This is a genomic window from Streptomyces rubellomurinus (assembly GCF_000961885.1).
GTDB lineage: Bacteria > Actinomycetota > Actinomycetes > Streptomycetales > Streptomycetaceae > Kitasatospora > Kitasatospora rubellomurina.
The window spans coordinates 15,811-34,086 of sequence record NZ_JZKH01000056.1; the positions used below are offsets into that span (position 1 = coordinate 15,811).

General features: G+C 73.1%; 19 protein-coding genes and 1 pseudogene. 1 reads left to right on the top strand and 19 read right to left on the bottom strand.

Going from position 1 to position 18,276, the window contains the following annotated elements:
• Window positions 1–89 precede the first annotated feature (89 nt).
• The 3 genes from pyrH to rpsB all read right to left on the bottom strand — a co-directional run bounded on the left by pyrH (window position 90) and on the right by rpsB (window position 2,927).
• Window positions 90–854 (bottom strand): UMP kinase, encoded by a 765-nt coding sequence (pyrH, locus tag VM95_RS24370; protein WP_030056790.1) that lies wholly within the window; start codon window positions 852–854, stop codon window positions 90–92.
• A gap of 261 nt (window positions 855–1,115) precedes the next feature.
• On the bottom strand, window positions 1,116–1,955 hold the full coding sequence (tsf, locus tag VM95_RS24375; RefSeq protein ID WP_045700213.1) for a translation elongation factor Ts: 840 nt from the start codon (window positions 1,953–1,955) through the stop codon (window positions 1,116–1,118).
• 129 nt (window positions 1,956–2,084) lie between these two features.
• Window positions 2,085–2,927 carry a 30S ribosomal protein S2 gene (gene rpsB, locus VM95_RS24380; RefSeq protein ID WP_045700214.1) on the bottom strand — a complete coding sequence of 281 codons (843 nt, stop codon included), beginning with the start codon at window positions 2,925–2,927 and terminating at the stop codon, window positions 2,085–2,087.
• A 637-nt stretch (window positions 2,928–3,564) separates the two neighbouring features.
• Between rpsB and VM95_RS40605 the strand changes: the two are divergent.
• A pseudogene (locus VM95_RS40605) lies at window positions 3,565–4,083 on the top strand (murein hydrolase activator EnvC family protein); the annotation flags it as partial.
• Between the two features lie 117 nt (window positions 4,084–4,200).
• On the opposite strand, the gene VM95_RS24385 reads toward VM95_RS40605, so the two are convergent.
• The 16 genes from VM95_RS24385 to rpsP form a co-directional block, all read right to left on the bottom strand.
• On the bottom strand, window positions 4,201–4,785 hold the full coding sequence (locus VM95_RS24385; RefSeq protein ID WP_045700233.1) for a TetR/AcrR family transcriptional regulator: 585 nt from the start codon (window positions 4,783–4,785) through the stop codon (window positions 4,201–4,203).
• Between the two features lie 145 nt (window positions 4,786–4,930).
• Entirely contained in the window at window positions 4,931–5,752 is an 822-nt protein-coding gene (gene whiG, locus VM95_RS24390; protein ID WP_045700234.1) for an RNA polymerase sigma factor WhiG, read from the bottom strand.
• A gap of 675 nt (window positions 5,753–6,427) precedes the next feature.
• Window positions 6,428–7,603, bottom strand: coding sequence for a DNA-processing protein DprA (dprA, locus tag VM95_RS24395; protein WP_208615527.1), 1,176 nt, complete (start codon window positions 7,601–7,603; stop codon window positions 6,428–6,430).
• Window positions 7,600–9,315 carry a YifB family Mg chelatase-like AAA ATPase gene (locus VM95_RS24400; RefSeq protein WP_078860458.1) on the bottom strand — a complete coding sequence of 572 codons (1,716 nt, stop codon included), beginning with the start codon at window positions 9,313–9,315 and terminating at the stop codon, window positions 7,600–7,602. The genes dprA and VM95_RS24400 overlap by 4 nt, the downstream gene beginning before the upstream one ends.
• A gap of 1 nt (window position 9,316) precedes the next feature.
• A complete protein-coding gene (locus VM95_RS24405; protein WP_425265351.1) occupies window positions 9,317–9,859 on the bottom strand; it encodes a YraN family protein in 543 nt (180 codons plus the stop codon).
• 183 nt (window positions 9,860–10,042) lie between these two features.
• Entirely contained in the window at window positions 10,043–10,369 is a 327-nt protein-coding gene (locus VM95_RS24410) for a DUF2469 domain-containing protein (protein ID WP_030056781.1), read from the bottom strand.
• A 55-nt stretch (window positions 10,370–10,424) separates the two neighbouring features.
• Window positions 10,425–10,898 carry an NUDIX hydrolase gene (locus VM95_RS24415; RefSeq protein ID WP_045700238.1) on the bottom strand — a complete coding sequence of 158 codons (474 nt, stop codon included), beginning with the start codon at window positions 10,896–10,898 and terminating at the stop codon, window positions 10,425–10,427.
• Between the two features lie 112 nt (window positions 10,899–11,010).
• On the bottom strand, window positions 11,011–11,775 hold the full coding sequence (lepB, locus tag VM95_RS24420; protein ID WP_045700215.1) for a signal peptidase I: 765 nt from the start codon (window positions 11,773–11,775) through the stop codon (window positions 11,011–11,013).
• 145 nt (window positions 11,776–11,920) lie between these two features.
• A complete protein-coding gene (gene lepB, locus VM95_RS24425) occupies window positions 11,921–12,961 on the bottom strand; it encodes a signal peptidase I (protein ID WP_425265352.1) in 1,041 nt (346 codons plus the stop codon).
• Window positions 12,962–13,211: 250 nt separating this feature from the next.
• Window positions 13,212–14,168, bottom strand: a complete 957-nt coding sequence (lepB, locus tag VM95_RS24430) for a signal peptidase I (protein ID WP_045700216.1) — start codon at window positions 14,166–14,168, stop codon at window positions 13,212–13,214.
• Window positions 14,152–15,033 carry a signal peptidase I gene (lepB, locus tag VM95_RS24435; protein WP_045700217.1) on the bottom strand — a complete coding sequence of 294 codons (882 nt, stop codon included), beginning with the start codon at window positions 15,031–15,033 and terminating at the stop codon, window positions 14,152–14,154. Before lepB (VM95_RS24435) ends, lepB (VM95_RS24430) begins: the two co-directional genes overlap by 17 nt.
• 75 nt (window positions 15,034–15,108) lie before the next feature.
• Window positions 15,109–15,459 (bottom strand): 50S ribosomal protein L19, encoded by a 351-nt coding sequence (gene rplS / locus VM95_RS24440; protein WP_033824618.1) that lies wholly within the window; start codon window positions 15,457–15,459, stop codon window positions 15,109–15,111.
• 154 nt (window positions 15,460–15,613) lie between these two features.
• Window positions 15,614–16,432 carry a tRNA (guanosine(37)-N1)-methyltransferase TrmD gene (trmD, locus tag VM95_RS24445; RefSeq protein ID WP_045700240.1) on the bottom strand — a complete coding sequence of 273 codons (819 nt, stop codon included), beginning with the start codon at window positions 16,430–16,432 and terminating at the stop codon, window positions 15,614–15,616.
• Between the two features lie 104 nt (window positions 16,433–16,536).
• Window positions 16,537–17,148, bottom strand: coding sequence for a ribosome maturation factor RimM (rimM, locus tag VM95_RS24450; protein WP_045700218.1), 612 nt, complete (start codon window positions 17,146–17,148; stop codon window positions 16,537–16,539).
• A 139-nt stretch (window positions 17,149–17,287) separates the two neighbouring features.
• A complete protein-coding gene (locus VM95_RS24455) occupies window positions 17,288–17,527 on the bottom strand; it encodes an RNA-binding protein (RefSeq protein ID WP_030056773.1) in 240 nt (79 codons plus the stop codon).
• Window positions 17,528–17,529: 2 nt separating this feature from the next.
• Complete coding sequence (rpsP, locus tag VM95_RS24460) at window positions 17,530–17,958, bottom strand: 30S ribosomal protein S16 (RefSeq protein ID WP_045700219.1); 429 nt, start codon at window positions 17,956–17,958, stop codon at window positions 17,530–17,532.
• Between the last annotated feature and the right edge of the window lie 318 nt (window positions 17,959–18,276).

Consider the following 18,276-nt stretch of genomic DNA (forward strand, 5'->3'; position numbering starts at 1 on the left):
CCTGTCCGGTTCATCTGCTGTGGTCCCGACCGGTCCCGGCGTCGAGGCCGGTCACGGCGTCGGCGCCGTCCGGTGCGGCTGATTGCTGCTCAGGCCCGGACGGAATCCTGGCTGATGAGTGTGCCGATCTTCTCACTCTTCACCGCGCGCGCGATATTGCCCTCCGCCAGCAGTTCGAAGACCAGCATCGGGAGGTTGTTGTCCTTGCACAGCGTGATCGCGGTGAGGTCGGCGACCTTGAGGTCGCGCGCGATGACCTCGGAGTACTCCAGGGCGTCGAACTTGACCGCGTCCGGGTTGGTCCGGGGGTCGGAGTCGTAGACGCCGTCCACGCCGTTCTTGCCCATCAGCAGGACGTCCGCGTGGATCTCCAGGGCGCGCTGGACGGCGGTCGTGTCGGTGGAGAAGTACGGCATGCCCATACCGGCGCCGAAGATCACCACACGGCCCTTCTCCAGGTGCCGGACGGCTCGCAGCGGCAGGTACGGCTCGGCGACCTGGCCCATCGTGATGGCGGTCTGGACCCGGGTCTCGATGCCCTCCTTGACCAGGAAGTCCTGCAGCGCGAGGCAGTTCATGACGGTGCCGAGCATGCCCATGTAGTCGGAGCGGGCCCGGTCCATGCCGCGGACCTGCAGCTCGGCGCCCCGGAAGAAGTTCCCGCCGCCGATGACCACCGCGACCTCGGTACCGGCGCGGACGACGGTGGCGATCTCACGGGCGATCGCGTGCACGACGTCCGGGTCGACGCCGAGCCCGCCACCACCGGCGAAGGCCTCACCGGACAGCTTCAGCAGCACCCGGCGGCGCGAACCGGCCTTGGGGTCCTGCGCGGTCTCCTGCGTCTCCTGCATGGACTTCTCCTTTTTGCACCTGCTGGCTCACAGGCCCGGGCGTGCGGGGCCCCGGTCTGCGCGTACACGCGAGGAGGCCACTGCCGCGGGAACCGGTTCGGTGTCCTGCACGGCAATGGCCTCCTCGTCGTTCATGGTGCCGACGCGGGCCGCCCGTTGACGGTTGGCGCTGGGTGAGCCCGTTCGGCGTTCCTCCCGCCCCGGTCAGCGGGCGGGGGCGGTTCCCAGCCTAGAGGGGCCGGGGACCAGGGGGAACGTGGCTCAGGCGCCGACGCGGAAGCGGGCGAAGCGCTTGAGGGAGACGCCAGCCTCCTCGAGGACCTTGGCGACGGTCTTCTTGTTGTCCTTCGCGAAGGCCTGCTCCAGGACGGAGTTCTCCTTGACGAAGCCGGTGACGCGACCCTCGACGATCTTCGGCAGGGCGGCCTCGGGCTTGCCCTCCTCGCGAGCGGTGGCCTCGGCGACGCGGCGCTCGTTCTCGATGGCCTCGGCCGGGATCTCCTCGCGGGACAGGTACTTCGGCGCGAAGGCGGCGATGTGCTGCGCGACGTCCTTGGCGACCTCGGCGTTCTCCTTGTCCAGCTCGACCAGGACGCCGACGGCCGGCGGCAGGTCGGGGCTGGTCTTGTGGAGGTAGACCGCGACGAAGCCCTCGCCACCGAACTGGGCGAAGCGACGGAAGACGATCTTCTCGCCCAGGGTCGCGTTGGCCTCGTCCACGAACTGCTGGACGGTCTTGCCGGCCTCGATCTCGGAAGCCAGGGCGGCGTCCAGGTCGGCCGGGGCCGTCTTGGCGACGTGGGCGGCGATCGCGTCGGCGACCTCGACGAAGTTGTCACCCTTGGCGACGAAGTCGGTCTCGCAGTTCAGCTCGACCAGGACGCCGGACTTCTTGTCCTCGGCGATCAGCGCGGCGACGGCGCCGTTGGAGGCGTCACGGCCCTCGCGCTTGGCAACGCCCTTCTGGCCCTTGATGCGCAGGAGCTCGACGGCCTTCTCGACGTTGCCCTCGGCCTCGTCCAGGGCCTTCTTGCAGTCCATCATGCCGGCGCCGGTGAGCTCACGGAGCTTCTTGACGTCCGCGGCGGTGAAGTTCGCCATGGTGTGAATCTCTTCTCGCGTCTCGCGTGTCTGCGTGGGGATGCGCCGGGACCGTTGGTTCGGTCCCGGCGCGGGAGAGAGGGGCACCCGCCGGCTTCGTACCGGCCGGTGCCCCTCACCCTTGGTACGTCAGGCCTGCTCGGCCGGAGCCTCGGCGGCCGGGGCCTCGGCGGCGGCGGGGGCCTCCTCGGCCTTCTTCTCGCCCTCGATGAGGTCCTTCTCCCAGTCGGCCAGCGGCTGGTCGGCGCCCGGCTCGGCCTTGGCGTCGCCCTTGGCGACACCGGCGCGGGCCTTCAGGCCCTCGGCCACGGCGTCGGCGATCACGCGGGTCAGCAGGGTGACGGAGCGGATCGCGTCGTCGTTGCCCGGGATCTTGTAGTCGACCTCGTCGGGGTCGCAGTTGGTGTCGAGGATGGCGACGACCGGGATGTTGAGCTTCCGGGCCTCGCCGACCGCGATGTGCTCCTTCTTGGTGTCCACGATCCACACGGCGCTGGGAACGCGCTGCATGTCGCGGATACCGCCGAGGGTCTTCTCCAGCTTGTCGTGCTCGCGCTGGAGGACCAGGAGCTCCTTCTTGGTGAGGCCGGAGCCGGCCACGTCCGAGAAGTCCAGCTCGCCGAGCTCCTTGAGGCGCTGCAGACGCTTGTAGACGGTCGAGAAGTTGGTCAGCATGCCGCCGAGCCAGCGCTGGTTCACGTAGGGCATGCCCACGCGGGTGGCCTGCTCGGCGATGGCCTCCTGGGCCTGCTTCTTCGTGCCGACGAAGAGGACGCTGCCGCCGTGGGCAACGGTCTCCTTGATGAACTCGAAGGCGCGGTCGATGTAGTTCAGCGACTGCAGGAGGTCGATGATGTAGATGCCGTTGCGCTCCGTGATGATGAAGCGCTTCATCTTCGGGTTCCAGCGGCGGGTCTGGTGACCGAAGTGGACGCCGCTCTCCAGCAGCTCCCGCATCGTGACGACGGCCATGGCCGTGCTCCTCAGGTGTTACGGCCCGGCTGTGGCGTTCCCTCGTGGGGTGGCCGCCCTCGGCCGGGTCAGTCTCGGTTTGTCCGTGGCAGCCAGGTGACAGCCACGCCTGACGCCCCGAACGTGCCGAGCCGCTACCACCCTCCCGGTCCTGGGACCGTTCGGGCTCGGGCGGACCGAGCGGCACTCGCACCTGGCGGGGGCTGCGGTCGAACCGTGTCCGTCCACGTCCGTCCACCGGTGGCGGGGCGTGCGAAGTCGACCCGGCGGACCGGGTCGCGTGTGAAGTGTACGGGAAGCGCCGAGGGGCGGGCGACTCCGCGAGCGGCGGAGGGCCCGGGGCGGGCGCGCTCGCGGGGGCGGAAGGGGCCGCGATCGGGCCCGGCGTCTCCCGGCGGTATGCCGCCGGGACTCCCCGCGTATGCCGTTTCTACACCGGATGGCGGCGTCCGTACACCCGTTGGGGGGACGGGCGCGGGGCGGGGAGGCGGTTTGTCCACAGGAATCCGGAAGTGGGTGGAGCGGGGGGCGGGGGCGCGGTGAGCCTGGGCGCATGACTGTTCGTGCAGGGATGGTGCTGGTGGTCCTGCTGCTGCTCGCGCGGTCCGGGACGGCCGGGGAGCCGGGGGTCTCCCCGATGGGCTCTGCCGCCAGGGGTTCTGTCGCAGGGGGTTCTTTCGCAGGGGGTTCTTTCGCAGGGGGTTCTTTCGCAGGGGGTTCCGCCGCAAAGGGTTCTGCCGCGGGGGGCCGTGTGGTCGTGGCGGGCCGTGTCGCGGGCACGGCGGGCGGCGGGGGCGGGCGGGCCTGGCCGGTGGGCGGGCCCGGCAGCGTGCTGGGGCGCTTCGAACCGCCGCCGAAGCCCTGGTCCGCCGGCCACCGCGGGGTGGACCTGGCCGCCGCGCCGGGCGCGCCGGTCCGCGCGGCCGCGGGCGGAGTCGTCGCGTTCTCGGGGCTGGTGGCGGGGCGCCCGGTGGTGACCGTCACCCACCCGGGCTCCGGCAGTCCCCCGCTCCGGACCACCTACCTGCCCGTGCTGGGCGCCGTACCGGTCGGCACGGCCGTGGCCGCCGGGCAGCCGATCGGGCTCCTCGCCCCGGACGGCCGGCACTGCGCCGGACGGGACTGCCTGCACTGGGGGCTGCTGCGCGGGGGCCGCTACCTCGACCCGCTGGCCCTGTTCGGGACGGGCGCGGCACGGCTGCTGCCGCTGGGCGGTCCGGGTGGGGCGGACAGCGGGGTGGGCGGAGTGGGCGGAATGAGCGGGGTGGGCGGCTCAGGGCCGGTCGAGGCCGTGCAGAGCCAGGGCGACGGCGGCATCGGCGATCGCCTCGGGGCGCTCGACCAGGCATCCGGGCCGGCTCCCGCCGGCCGTCTGCTCGACCTGACGGACGGCCGCCTCCACGATCCCCTGCAGCAGCGCCGCGGCCAGCCGGGGCCGCTCGTGGCCCAGGTCCTCCAGCGCCTGGACGACCAGCCCGACCAGCTTCCCGTGCGCCGCGCGGATCCGCTCGCGCGCCGCCTCGTCGAGCTCCAGGGCCGAGATCGCCACGACCGCCCGGTGCCGCGGGTCGGCGGCCAGCGCCAACTGGCCCCGGACGTACGCCTCGATCCGCTCGGCCGCGGTGTCACAACTGCCCATGCCGGCCTCGATCTCGGCCGCCCAGAGCGGGAAGTCCACCTCGCACAGCGCCTCGACCACGGCGGCGCGGGAACGGAAGTACTCGTAGACCGAGGAACGCGCCAGCCCGGTGCGCGCCGCGAGGGCCGGGAAGGTCAGGGCCTCCCTGCCGCCCTCGGTGAGCAGGGTGCGGGCGGCGTCGAGGAGGGCTGCCCGCTGCAGCTGGCGATGCTCGGCCACCGTGGCCGCTCGGATCTTGGGCACGCACCCACTGTACGGAGCCCTACCTCCGGCCGGTACGGTGCCGCGCAATCGAAGGACGGAGGGGCCCGGCGGGCCGCCCCGGCGTACCGGGCGAGGGGCCGGGCGCCGCCGGAACCGGGCGCTACCGGACGTCCGACAGCTTGGCCCGCAGTTGCAGCACGGACTTGGTGTGGATCTGGCTCACCCGGCTCTCCGTCACGCCGAGCACCTGGCCGATCTCGGCGAGGGTGAGGCCCTCGTAGTAGTAGAGCGTCACCACCGTCTTCTCCCGTTCGGGGAGGGTGTTCACCGCCTGGGCCAGCAGCCGGCGCAGCTCGCGGTCCTCCGCCACCTCGACCGGGTTGTCGGCACCGTGGTCCTCCAGGGTGTCCATCAGGCTGAGCCGGTCGCCGCCCTCCCCCACCGGATGCAGCAGCTCGTCCAGGGCCACCACGTTGGCCAGCGACAGCTGGCTGAAGATGGCGTGCAGGTCCTCGATCGCGATGCCCATCTCGGCCGCGACCTCGGGATCGTGCGGCGTTCGGCGCAGCCGGGCCTCCAGGGTGGCGTACGTCCGCTCGACGGCCTTGGCCTTCTGCCGGACGGAGCGCGGGATCCAGTCCAGCGCCCGCAGCTCGTCGATGATCGCGCCGCGGATCCGGCTGATCGCGTAGGTCTCGAACTTGATGGCCCGGTCGACGTCGAACTTCTCGATCGCGTCGATGAGTCCGAAGACGCCGGAGGAGACGAAGTCGGCCTGCTCGACGTTGGCCGGCAGGCCGACCCCGACCCGGCCCGCCACGTACTTGACGAGCGGTGAGTAGTGCAGGATCAGCTGTTCGCGCAGGCGCGGGTCGCCGGTCGCCTTGTAGGCGCGCCAGAGTTCTTCGAGCGCGCTGCGGCCCTGGGCCGCGGGCTCGACCGCCTCGGGCGCGGCCGCCTCGGGCGCAGCGGTCCGGGGCACCGCCGCCTCGGGTCCGGCCCCGCCCGGCGCACGCCCACCCGGCTCGCGCCCGGTGGGCGTGCGGGCACCGGTCCGCTGCGCCCCCGGCGCCCCCGGTACCCGCGGCGCCCGTTCCCGCCGGGGCGGGGAGACCGGCGGAGGGGCCGCGTCGGGCGCCGGCGCGTCGCCGGTCGGGTGGGGCGCGCCCGCGGCGGCCGCGCCCTCCACGGCCGCGTGGCCGGCGGCGGCACCCTCACCGGCCGCGCCGTCCGCGTCCGCAGGCTGGCCTGGCACCGCCGCCGGCCGGCCGCCCTGGCGCGACAGGCCTCCCATCGTCCCCGTCTGCTTCGACGGGAACTCGGTCACGGGGCGCCGATCGGTCCTCGGCCCTCCCGAGGACCGGGCGCCACCGGTCACTCTGTGGCCGGGAATGTGTGTGGGCATGCGTAGGTCTGCGCCGTTCTGCCGGGTCATGTGCTGATAGGGAAGGCAGGTGGAGCGTAGCGTGACCGACTCGATGCAAAGCGCTACCGCCACTCGGTCGTCCCCCGATCCGGTGGCGTTCGCCCGCCGGAACCGGGCACCCGATCGGAAGAACCGGATCAGCAGGTCAGCCGCGCGATATCGCTCGGACAACCCGTGGCGGTCCGCCGTCCTGAGCCGCCCTCCGTTCTGGTCCGTCCTCCGCTCCCGCGATCACCTCCTCCGCACCACGCGCCAGTGCGCGCCGTGCCGCTCCACGAAGCCGAGCGAGCCCAACTCGTAGAGCTTCTGCAGCACTTCGTCCGGCGGCAGGCCGGACTGCCGGGCCAGCCGCTCGATCGGCGCGCCCTCGGCCGTTGCCGGGACGGCCTCCAGGACCCGGGCCACCCCCGGCTCCAGCAGGTCCCGGGGCAGCACCGGGCCGGCCTGCTGCGGCGCCAGGTCGTCCCCGATCGCCCCGATCAGCTCGGTGACCTCGGCCGCGTCGGTGACCAGGGTGGCCCCGCTGCGGATCAGGGCGTGCACCCCGGACGAGAGCTCCGAGGTCACCGGGCCGGCCACGCCCATGGTGTGGCGGTTGAGGTCGCGTGCCCGTCTCGCCGTGCTCAGGGCGCCGCTGCGCATCGCCGCCTCCACCACCACGGTGCCCCGGGTGAGCGCCGCGATGACCCGGTTGCGCAGGACGAAGCGGAACCGGTTGGGGTGTTCGCCGGGCGGGAGCTCGCTGACCAGCAGGCCCTGGACGCCGATCCGCCGGATCAGTTCGGCGTTCCCCTTGGGGTAGGCCACGTCGACCCCGCAGGCCAGCACGGCGACGGTCGTCCCGCCCACCGCGAGCGCCCCGCGGTGCGCGGCCGCGTCGATCCCGTAGGCGGCGCCGGAGACCACCACCCAACCGCGCTCGGCCAGTTCGGCCGACAGTTCGCCCGCGACGTGGGCGCCGTACGCGGTGCAGGCCCGGGAGCCGACCACCGCCACCGAGCGGAGCGCCAGCAGCCGCAGCGAGCCGGTGCCGGTCGTCCACAGCCCGATCGGGCGTCCGTCGCCCAGGTCGTCCAGTTGACTGGGCCACTCCGTGTCCCCCGGAATGATGAAGCGCCCACCCGCGTCCTGTACCCGTTTCAGGTCGTCGGCCGGGTCCGGCCCGGGGAGCCGTGCCTGGTAACCGGCGAGCCGGGCGGGGTCCAGCCCGGGGTGTGCGGGGACGGTGCCGTCCCGGATCGCCCGCACGACCTCGGTCGCGGGGAGCCGGCCGAGCCAGCGGCCGACCACCGCGTCCCCCGGCTCGCTGACCCGGTTGAGCAGGGCCCGGGCCAGGCGCTCCGGCTCGGGTTCGACCGCCGTCCGGTCCGTGCCGGGCGGTCGGGGGTTCCTCAGCGACTGGTTCACGTCTCACCGCTTCCGTTGTCGTCGATCGTTCGTCGGCGGTCGCGGGCACCGGCCCGGCCGTCGTTCGGGCCGCCGCGCTGGCCGGGGATGCCGCCGAGCCGGCCGAAGACCCGCTCGGTCAGCGGGAGGGCGCCCTGCTCCACGCCGGTGCGCAGGACCAGGGCGGTGCGCACGTCCCGCTGGTCCGGTCGGTCGCGGCCGGCGAGGTCGGCGACCGTCCAGGCCACCCGGAGCACCCGGTCCAGCCCCCGGGCGGTGAGCAGCCCCCGCTCCAGCTGGCGGGCGACGTCGTTGAGCGCGTCCGACGCGAGCTGCCACCGGGTGCGCAGCTCGTGGCCCGGCACCTCCGCGTTGGTCCGCCACGGGGTGTTGGCCAGCCGGTCCGCCGCCCGCTCCCGGGCGGCCAGCACCCGGGCCGCCACGGTCTCGGTGCTCTCCGCCGAGGCATCCCGCTCCATGAGTTCGGCCCTGGTCACCGGGGCGACCTGGACCTGGAGGTCGACCCGGTCCAACAGCGGCCCGGAGAGCCGCCCTTGGTAGCGGCTGACCATCACCGGGGTGCACTCGCAGCCCTCGCCCCGCCGCGAGTACCGGCCGCAGGGGCAGGGGTTGGCCGCCAGGCAGAGGAGGAAGCGTGCCGGGAGCCGGAGCGATCCGGCCGAACGGGCGACCACCACCTCGCCCGACTCCAGCGGCTGGCGCAGCGCGTCCAGCACCCGAACGGGGAACTCGGGCGCCTCGTCCAGGAAGAGCACGCCCCGGTGGGCCAGCGAGACCGCACCCGGTCTCGGCAGGCCGCTTCCGCCGCCGACGATCGCGGGCATCGTGGCGGAGTGGTGCGGGGCGCAGTAGGGCGCGGTGTCGATCAGCGGTCGCCCGGCCGGGAGCAGGCCCGCCACCGAGTGCACGGCGGTGACCTCCAGTGCCTCCTTCTGGGTCAGCGGCGGGAGCAGTGCGGGCAGCCGCTCCGCCAGCATCGTCTTGCCCGCGCCGGGCGGGCCCTTCAGGTACAGGTGGTGTCCGCCGGCGGCGGCGATCTCCAGGGCGCGCCGGGCCTCGTACTGGCCGGCCACGTCGGCCATGTCGAGGTGGGCCCGGTCCGCGGGCAGGCCGCGGACGCTCGCGCTGGGCAGCATCAGCCCGGCCATCAGCGGGTCCGGCCGACCGCTGATCGGATCGGGCGGTTCCTCCGGCACGGGCATCCCGGTCAGGATCGCGACCAGTTCGCGCAGGCTGCGGACGCCGATCACCGACACTCCGGGGACGAGCGAGGCCTCGGGCGCCGTCTGCTCGGCGACCACCACCCGCTCGTACCCGGCGTCGGCCGCGGCCAGCACCGAGGGCAGCACCCCGCGGACGGGCCGCACCCGGCCGTCCAGCCCCAGCTCGCCGATGAGCAGCAGGTCGGCGATGGAGGCCGGCTCCAGCCGCTCGGCGGCGGCCAGCACGGCGCAGGCCACCGCGAGGTCGAAGCCGCTGCCGCTCTTGGGCACCGAGGCGGGGCTCAGCCCGACCGTCAACTTGCGCTGCGGCCAGGCCTCCCCGCTGTTGCAGACGGCGGCACGGACGCGGTCGCGGGCCTCGGTGAGGGCCTTGTCGGGCAGGCCGACCAGGGTGAACGCGGCCACCCCGGGCTCCAGATCGGCCTGGACCTCGACGACCACGCCGTCGACCCCGACGAGGGCGACGGAACAGGTGCGGGCGAAGGCCATCTCAGACCACCCCCCGCAGGTGGTCGACCAGGGCCGCACCCCGCGCCCGGTTGACGACCGCCACCAGGTCGATCCGCACGCCCCCGGGCGGTGCGGGCGGCCACTGCGGATCGGCCGGCCCGGGCTCGTACCCGGGCCCGGCGAGCCGGGCGAAGTGGTCGGGCCAGCGCTCGGCCAGCCAGCGCTCGGCGAGGCGCCGCAGCCGGGCCGCCTTGGCCCGGTCGATGGCCTCGCTGGGCTGTTGGAAGCCCCGCTCGGAGCGGGTCTTCACCTCGCAGACCGCGACCGTGTCGCCGTCGAGGGCGACGATGTCCAGCTCGCCCTCGGCGCAGCGCCAGTTGCGGTCCAGGATGCGGAGCCCGGCCTCGGTGAGGCGGCGGGCGGCGACCCGCTCGCCGTAGCGGCCGAGCCCGTTGTTGGTGCTGCGGCCCGGGGCCCCTCGGGGGCTCCCGGCGCTCGTGGCGCGATCCGGCCCGGCCTGCTCCCGTACGGCCCGGCCCGGTTCGCGGACGTCCTGCGTGACGGTGTTCCGCGTGTTCTGCACGACGGTGTGCTGCATGGTGACCACCTCCGCCGAGGAGGCTGCACCGTCGCGCACGATCAGGCCGGGGAATTTCGCTCCCCTGTGGATAACTCGGGCCTGTGGAAAACCTCTGTCACCCTCAGGAGTGAGAAGCCCCGTTCACGCGAAATTCGGCTGGACAACGCGGGCCCGAGTCGTTCAACGTCAGTTCCCGAAGCCGGACTCGTCCGAGGGCAGCTCCAGATCGCTCTTCGCGAGTTCCTCGATGTTCACGTCCTTGAAGGTCAGCACCCGGACCTTGCGGACGAACCGGGCCGGCCGGTACATGTCCCAGACCCACGCATCCGCCATCGACACCTCGAAGAACACCTCGCCCTGGACCGAGTGCACCTGCAGCTCGTAGTCGTTGGTGAGGTAGAACCGTCGCTCGGTCTCGATCACGTACTTGAACAGGCCGACGACGTCCCGGTACTCCCGGTAGAGCTTGAGCTCCATCTCGGTCTCGTACTTCTCGAGATCTTCGGCACTCATCCAGGCGTCCCCTCAACTCGTCACGTCCACCCATTGTGGACCACCGCACCCACGCTCAGAGCCGTTCCGGATCGACCGGCGGGCCCTCCCTGAGCAGTCGCTCCAGGAAATCCGCCAGTCCGGCCGGATAGACCGTCTCGGCCGTCGACCTCAACTCGTCGACCGTCCACCAGCGCGCCCCGAGCAGTTCGGCGTGTTCGTCCTCGCCCATGCCCGAGTGGTCCAGATCCGTCTCGGCGGTCCGGGCCAGGTGGAACCACTGCTCCTGCTCGTAACGCTGCCCCCGAAAGGAGAACGACACCGTGCCGTACGCCACCAAGGGCCCCAGGTCCACGCCCCGCAAGCCCGTCTCCTCCGCGAGCTCCCGCTCCGCGGCCTCCCGGACGTCCTCCCCCGCTTCCAAGCCGCCGCCGGGCGTGAACCACCACGTCTCGCGGGGTTCGGCCGGGTCGGCGCCCAGGAACAGGAGGATGCGGTCCAGTCCGTCGAGCAGCAGGATCCGCGCGGCCTTCCGCCGTTGTGCTGTCATGGCCGCGCTCCACGCTCCTTCCGTCCGCATCGGTGGCGCTTCCGATCCTGCCACCCGGCGCGGCCGTCCGGGGCGATGTTCGGCAGAGCGGCCCGCCCCGCGACGCTCCCGGTCAGGAGGCGGCGTCCTCCCGGCGGAACCGGCGCGCCAGACCCGCCACCCCGCTCACCGCGCACACCACGATGATCAGCGCCGCGCCGCCAACGGTCGCGTACGCAGCCGGCGCGAGCGGGCCGGGCGAACCGGCCTTCGGGCCGGCGAGGCCGTCGAAGGCGGCCGTCCGGTCCAGCAGGCCGGTGCGGCCGAACGGAAGGAGAGTGGCCTCGACCCTGGCCTCCACCCCATCGGCCGGGACGGTCCCGCCGTCGACCTCCAGGTGGGTGCGGGAGTCGAGCGAGCCCTGCCGGTTGTCGCCGAGCAGGAACAGGCGGCCCGGCGGCACCGTCACGCTGAAGGAGTCGCCGCCCTTCGGGCCCTGGTCCGCCAGGTAGGGCTCGTCCACCGGCTGGCCGTTGACGGTCAGCCGGCGGTCCTCCCTGGTGGTGGCGACGGTGTCCCCGCCGACCGCGACCACGCGCTTGACCATGAGCTGGCCGCCCCAGGCCTGGTCCCGGAAGACCACCACGTCGCCCCGGCCGACCGAGCCGCCGTCGACCTTGCGGGCGAGCACGGTGTCCCCGACCTGGAGCGTGGGGGACATCGAGGCGGTGGGGATGTCGTAGGGCCGGTAGTCGACGGCGATCAGCACGAAGCCGCCGATCATCAGCACCAGCCCGAGCGCGATCGCCACGCCCTGCAGCACCGCGGAGACCCGGAGGCGCGGGCGGGCGGGCGCGGCCGCGCGGTCGTCGGCCGTCTGTTCCACCACACCGCTCATAGCAACCGTCCACCTCTGGCCGACCGGAGAACGCCACTGGCGCGCCGGGGTCACGGGCGCGAAAGCCGGCGGGCCGTGGCACGTCCGAGCAGATTACTCGTCGGTACCACGGCCCGCGCAAGAGCTGGGGAGAACCCCGTCGACCTCAGGACTCCTTCCGGCGCCCCACCCGAGCCCGCACCCGACGCACCAGCGGGAGCAGGACGACCGCACCCACCGCACCGGCCACGGGAGGCGCCAGCGGCGCGCCCGCCGCCAGGCCCTTCTGGTCGAAGGTGTCCGGCACCGGGAGCGTCGACCAGTGGCCGACCGGCCAGGCCACCACGAAGGCGCGCCCGATCACGTTGTCCACCGGAACGGCCCCGCCGCCCGGCTGGTCCATGTGGTAGCGGGAGTCCAGCGAGTTGGAGCGGTGGTCGCCCATCACCCAGATACGGCCCTTGTCCACCTTCACCGGGCCGAAGGGCAGGGTGCCGCACGCGGGGTTGCCCTGAAAGACGTAGGGCTCGTTCAGGGCGACGCCGTTGACCTTCAGCGGGCCGTTGCCGTCGCACTCGACGGTGTCCCCGCCGACCGCGACGACCCGCTTGATCAGGTCCTTCTCGTTGGCGGAGGGCATCAGGCCGACGAAGCTCAGCACGTCCTGGACGCCACGGACGAAGGAGTTGTCGCTCTGCTGGGCCGGCTCGTCGTTCAGCCAGCCGCCCGGGTCGTGGAACACCACGACCTCACCGCGCTCGGGCTCGGCCCCGAACCAGGGGGTCAGCTTGTCCACCAGGACGCGGTCGCCGACCTGCAGCGTGTTCTGCATCGACTCGGAAGGAATGGAGAACGCCTGGACGAAGAAGGTCTTGATCACGAGCGCGAGGACCAGCGCGATGCCGACCAGGATCGGCAGCTCCTTCCAGAAGGAGCGCTGCTTGCGCGGCTTGTCCGACGCCTCCGGCTCCGCGTCCTCCGCCGGCTCGGAATCCGGCCGTTCGGGCTCCGGCCGCTGGGAGTCGGGCCGCTGGGAGTCGGGCCGCTGGGGCTCTGCCGAGCCCTCCATGCCGTCACCGTGCTCGTCCGCGGTCTGGGCCGCCGCGTCCTCGACCGAGGCCGAGGCCGCCGTGGACTCGGCGGACCGGGCCACTCGGCGGCCGGAGCCCTCGGGCTCTCCGGCGCCTGAGCGGGCGCCGATCACCACATCCCCCACAACGTCTCCTCCCTGCTGTGCGGACGCCCGCGCGCCCGCTCTCACAGTGCCGCACAGCGGGCACCACGCCGACCGATGGCCATGAACGCCTCAGGGCTGCCCACAGCGGGCTCCCCTGACACCAGCACGGCCACGGCACGCGGCCGGGACCTCCGGCCGCACCTGCACTTCTCTATCACTCCGAGGCATCCGGCTCGCGATCCCACACGCGCGGCCCGGCCGGTCGAGCGCGGGACGCGGCTCACTCCGGGGGCCGCCCCGGCCGGCGAACGACGAGCGGAAGGATGCCCAACACACCCATAACGAGCGGGGGTTCTACGGGAAGCGGCCCAACCGCCACCAAATCCGGCGCAGTTCCGTCAGCCCGCGCGGCCCGCGCGAGAGAGGAGAGTGAACTCGGCTCATCGAGTTGATGCATGCGGCCCAGCGGCCAGGTGATCGCGAACGCGCGACCGACCACGCGGCTCAGCGGGATCGTCCCCTGGCCCGGATTCCCCATGTGGAAGCGGGAGTCGGCGGAGACGTCCCGGTGGTCGCCCATGACCCAGAGCCGCCCCGCCGGCACCTTCACCTTGAACGGCTGCCGGGACGGCGGGTTGCCCGCCGCCAGGTAGGGCTCGCTCACCGGCGTGCCGTTGACGCTCAGCCGCCCCTGCGCGTCGCAGCACTCGACGGTGTCCCCGCCGACGCCGATGACCCGCTTGATCAGATCCTGCTCGTCGCTGGACGGCAGCAGCCCGACGAAGGTGAGGACCTGCTTGGACGCCCGCAGCACCGGGCCGTCGTCCGACGCCTTGTGGTCCTGCTCCAGCCAGCCGCCCGGGTCCTTGAACACCACCACGTCGCCGCGCTGCGGCTCACTGCCGAACCAGGGGGTCAACTTGTCCACCAGCACCCGGTCCCCGACCTGGATGGTCTGCTCCATCGAGCCCGAGGGGATCACGAACACCTGGATCAGGCAGGTCTTCAGCACCAGCGCCACCACCAGGGCGACCAGGATGATCAGCGGGAACTCGCGCAGCAGCGAGCGCCTGCGGCGACGAGCGGCGCGCCGGGCACTGCGGCGGCGCTCGGCCCGGCCCCGGCCCGACGGGGCGGTGTCGGGCCCGGCGCCCCCGGGCCCGGCGCCCCCGGGCCCGGCCTCGGCCGGTTCCCCGGCCGGACGGTCGGCGACCCGTCCCCTACCTCTGGTCCCCATGACCACCCGTCCCCGCGAGGGCGGTGAAGGCGGCCGGGCGGTCCAGGCTCGTCCAGCGGGAGAACGGGTAGACCACCCAGTCGGCCCGGCCGATCACCTTGTCCTCGGGCACGAAGCCGCCGCCGGGCTCTCCGAGGTGGTCGCGCGAGTCGCGGGAGGCGCTGCGGTGGTCGCCCATCACCCACAGCTCTCCCGCGGGGACGACCACGTCGAAGGCCACGCTCGACGGGTCGTCGCCCGGGGCCAGGTAGGAGGTCTCGTCCAGCGGCACGCCGTTGACGGTGAGCGGTCGGCCCGGGCCGGTGCTGGTCACCCGGTCCCCGCCGACGCCGATGACGCGCTTCACGAAGACCGTGTCCCCCGCCGGGACCAGTCCGAGGTCCCGGCCCACCGAGCGCAGCTCGTCCCCGATCCCGGGCGGCTGCTCGGACTCCCGCAGGAAGGAGCCCGTACCGTCGAAGACCACGACGTCGCCCCGCTGGGGGTGACCGCCGAAGGCGTAGGCGAGCTGGTTCGCGATGATCCGGTCGCCGGGGCGCAGGGTGTCCTCCATCGACCCGGAGGGCACCGCGTACGGGCGCGCGACGAAGGCGTTCACCAGCAGCAGGGTGAGCAAGCAGATCCCCGCGAGCATCAGCAGGTCCCAGGAGCGCGACCGGCCCGGCTCCTCCTCGGCCTCCCCGGCCTCCTCGCCGCCGCCCTCGGCCTCCTCGCCGCCCTCGACGACGTCGACGCCCGCGCCGCCCTCGACGTCCCCGGGCCCCCCGGCGCCCTCGGGGGAAACGACCGCGGACCGCGACAGCGGCTCCGCACCGGTGGGTGCGGGACTGCCGTCGCGGTCCGCGGGTGGCTCGTGCGTGCTCATCGGGGGCTGAGCTTACCGTGTGGTCGGCCCCGCCCCCCGAGCGCTCCGGTCCCCGGCCGGGCCGGGGGTCGGAGATCAGTTGTCGCGCTTCTCCTTGATCTTCGCGGCCTTGCCGCGGAGGTCACGCAGGTAGTACAGCTTGGCGCGGCGAACGGCACCGCGGGTGACGACCTCGATCTTCTCGACGACCGGGGTGTGCACCGGGAAGGTGCGCTCCACGCCGACGTTGAAGCTGACCTTGCGGACGGTGAAGGTCTCGCCGACACCGGCGCCGTGGCGGCGGATGACGACGCCCTGGAAGACCTGGACACGGGAGCGGTTGCCCTCGATGACCCGGACGTGGACCTTCAGGGTGTCACCGGCGCGGAAGGCCGGGATGTCGGTGCGCAGCGAGGCCGCGTCGACAGCAGCGAGCTTGTTGCTCATGATGCTCTCCATCGCAGGCGCCACGGGCCGCCCACGGAAGTTCGTCGCAATGGGGTCTGCTGCGGGCCGCATCGGCTGGCGGCGATCCCCCCGTGGCGGGGGCGCCGGTCCACGTAGCTCCTACGGAAGGAGCCCAGCGACAGACAGCAGCGGCCTATTCTTCCACACCACCGGCCACGGACCGAAATCGGCCGAGCCGCTCGTCCCAGGCCAGGCCGAGGACGCTGAGCGCCTCCCGCTCCTTCTTGTCGAAGTCGCCCTGCTGCCAGCGCGCGACGAGGTCGGGCCGGTTGGCCAGGGTGCGCGCGAAGGCCTGCTCGCGCCGCCAGCGGGCGATCTTGCCGTGGTTGCCGCTGAGCAGCACCTCCGGCACCTCCCGGCCGCGCCACTCGGCGGGCTTGGTGTAGACCGGGCCCTCCAGCAGGTCGGCCATGGCGCCGGGCGCGAAGGAGTCGTCCCGGTGGGACTCGGCGTTGCCGAGCACGCCGGGCAGCAGCCGGGCGATCGCCTCGACCATGACCAGCACCGCGACCTCGCCGCCGGCCAGGACGTAGTCGCCGATCGAGGCCTCGACCACCGGCATCCGGGTGGCCGCCTCCTCGATCACCCGCCGGTCGATGCCCTCGTACCGGGCGGGGGTGAACGCGAGCCAGGGGCGCCCGGCCAGCTCCTGGGCCAGCTCCTGGGTGAACGGGCGGCCGCTCGGGGTGGGCACCACCAGGGTGGGCAGTTGGCCCTCGGGGCCGCCGGCGATCACCGCGTCCAGCGCCTCGCCCCACGGCTCGGGCTTCATCACCATGCCGGGGCCGCCGCCGTACGGGGTGTCGTCCACCGTGCGGTGCACGTCGTGCGTCCACTCCCGCAGGTCGTGGACGTGCACGTCCAGCTGGCCGCGGGCGCGGGCCTTGCCGACCAGCGAGATGTCCAGCGGTTCCAGGTACTCCGGGAAGATCGTGACGACGTCGATCCGCATCCCGCTCTGGACGGTCGGCGCGGCAGGCGCGGTCTGGACGGCCGACACGGCCTGTGCGGACGGCGCGGACGCCTGCGGCACTTCCTGGAAGGGCTGCTCGACGGTCACTCCGACTCCTCCGCAGCCACGTCGGATCCCGAGCCCGAACCCGCGCCCTCGCCCGACTCCTCCGCGGTCTCGCCGCGCGAGCCCGCGACCTCGGCCTGCTCCGGGTCGATGAGCCCGGCCGGCGGGGTGATCACGGCGCGCTGGTTCTCCAGGTCGATGGTCGGCACGATCTGGCTGACGAAGGGCACCAGCACCTCCGTCCCGTCCGCCTTCTTCACGGTGAGCAGGTCCTGGTACGGCAGGTGGACGACCTCGGTCAGCTCGCCGACCAGGGTGCCGTCGAGCAGCACCACGTCCAGCCCGATCAGCTGGTGGTCGTAGTACTCCTCCGGGTCCTCGGGGCGCTCCTCGGGGTCGACCTCCGAGATGAGCAGGGTGCCGCGCAGCGCCTCCGCCGCGTTGCGGTCCTTGACGCCGGCGAAGCGCAGCAGCAGCCGGCCGCTGTGCACCCGGCCGGACTCGACGGTCAGCGGTCCGACGGACGCCGGGTCGGTCAGCACGACGGCGCCCGGGCCGAGCCGGAGCTCCGGCTCGTCGGTGCGGACCTCGACGCTGACGTCCCCCCTGATGCCGTGGGCACGGCCGATCCTGCCGACGACGAGCTGCACGGTGATCGTTCTCCTGGAGTTCCTGTACCGATTCGGATTGCGCGCCGGCGCCCGACGCGCCGGGATGCGAAAAAGGCCGACCGGGACGACATGCGTCCCGGTCGGCCTCAAGCCCCTGACGGCTGCACGAGCAGCTGCGTCAGCGAATGTTGTCCACGTCGACCAGGTCGACCCGGACGTTGCGACCGCCGAGGGCGCCGACCACGGTGCGCAGAGCGCGCGCCGTGCGGCCGCCCCGGCCGATCACCTTGCCGAGGTCATCGGGGTGCACCCGCACCTCGATGGTGTTGCCCCGACGCAGGTTGCGCGAGCGCACCTGCACCTCGTCGGGGTGCTCGACGATGCCCTTCACCAGGTGGTCGAGGGCGTCCTCGATCACGATCAGGCCTCGGCGGCGGCGTCGGCCTCAGCCTCGGCCTTGTCCGACTTCTTGGCCTTCGGGGTGATGGCGACGCCGGTGGTGGCGTCCTCGAAGCCGGCGACGGCCTTGGCGAACAGGTGCGAGAAGTCCTCGACCTTCGGCTCCGCGACCTTCAGCGGGGCCGGAGCCGGCAGGCCCTTGAACTTCTGCCAGTCGCCGGTCAGCTTCAGGATGGCGAGCACCGGCTCGGTCGGCTGGGCGCCGACGGACAGCCAGTACTGGGCGCGGTCGCTGTCGACCTCGATCTTCGAGGGGTTGTAGGTCGGCTGGTAGATGCCGATCTCCTCGATCGCGCGACCGTCACGCTTGGTGCGGGCGTCGGCGACGACGATGCGGTAGTGCGGGGAGCGAATCTTGCCGAGACGCTTGAGCTTGATCTTGACTGCCACGGGAGTGGATTCTCCTGGTGTTGACGTGGGTGAGCGACCGCGCCGTCCGCGTGGGGTTGCGGGGCGCAGCGTTCAAGGGACACGCCAGCCGTAGGAGAGAGGGGTCCTGCTCGGCTGCCGAGTACTCAGCTGTCCATTCTGCCATACCGGCGCGAACCGCCTTCACCCGGCCGTAAACCTCCCCGGCGCGCGCACCTCCGTGCCGCCCGCCGCCCGGGGCTCGACCGGGAGCCCCCGCTCCCGGTCCAGCCCTTGGAGACCCACCGTCCGACCGCTCGGCCCGCCGACTGCCCGCACAGTCGCCGACCGTTCTCCGGT

Coding starts and splice junctions, on each gene's coding strand:
- pyrH (WP_030056790.1), bottom strand. CDS start 854: ATGCAGGAGACGCAGGAGACCGCGCAGGACCCCAAGGCCGGTTCGCGC.
- tsf (WP_045700213.1), bottom strand. CDS start 1,955: ATGGCGAACTTCACCGCCGCGGACGTCAAGAAGCTCCGTGAGCTCACC.
- rpsB (WP_045700214.1), bottom strand. CDS start 2,927: ATGGCCGTCGTCACGATGCGGGAGCTGCTGGAGAGCGGCGTCCACTTC.
- VM95_RS24400 (WP_078860458.1), bottom strand. CDS start 9,315: ATGGCCTTCGCCCGCACCTGTTCCGTCGCCCTCGTCGGGGTCGACGGC.
- VM95_RS24410 (WP_030056781.1), bottom strand. CDS start 10,369: ATGAGTGCCGAAGATCTCGAGAAGTACGAGACCGAGATGGAGCTCAAG.
- VM95_RS24415 (WP_045700238.1), bottom strand. CDS start 10,898: ATGACAGCACAACGGCGGAAGGCCGCGCGGATCCTGCTGCTCGACGGA.
- lepB (WP_045700215.1), bottom strand. CDS start 11,775: ATGAGCGGTGTGGTGGAACAGACGGCCGACGACCGCGCGGCCGCGCCC.
- lepB (WP_045700216.1), bottom strand. CDS start 14,168: ATGGGGACCAGAGGTAGGGGACGGGTCGCCGACCGTCCGGCCGGGGAA.
- lepB (WP_045700217.1), bottom strand. CDS start 15,033: ATGAGCACGCACGAGCCACCCGCGGACCGCGACGGCAGTCCCGCACCC.
- rplS (WP_033824618.1), bottom strand. CDS start 15,459: ATGAGCAACAAGCTCGCTGCTGTCGACGCGGCCTCGCTGCGCACCGAC.
- trmD (WP_045700240.1), bottom strand. CDS start 16,432: ATGCGGATCGACGTCGTCACGATCTTCCCGGAGTACCTGGAACCGCTG.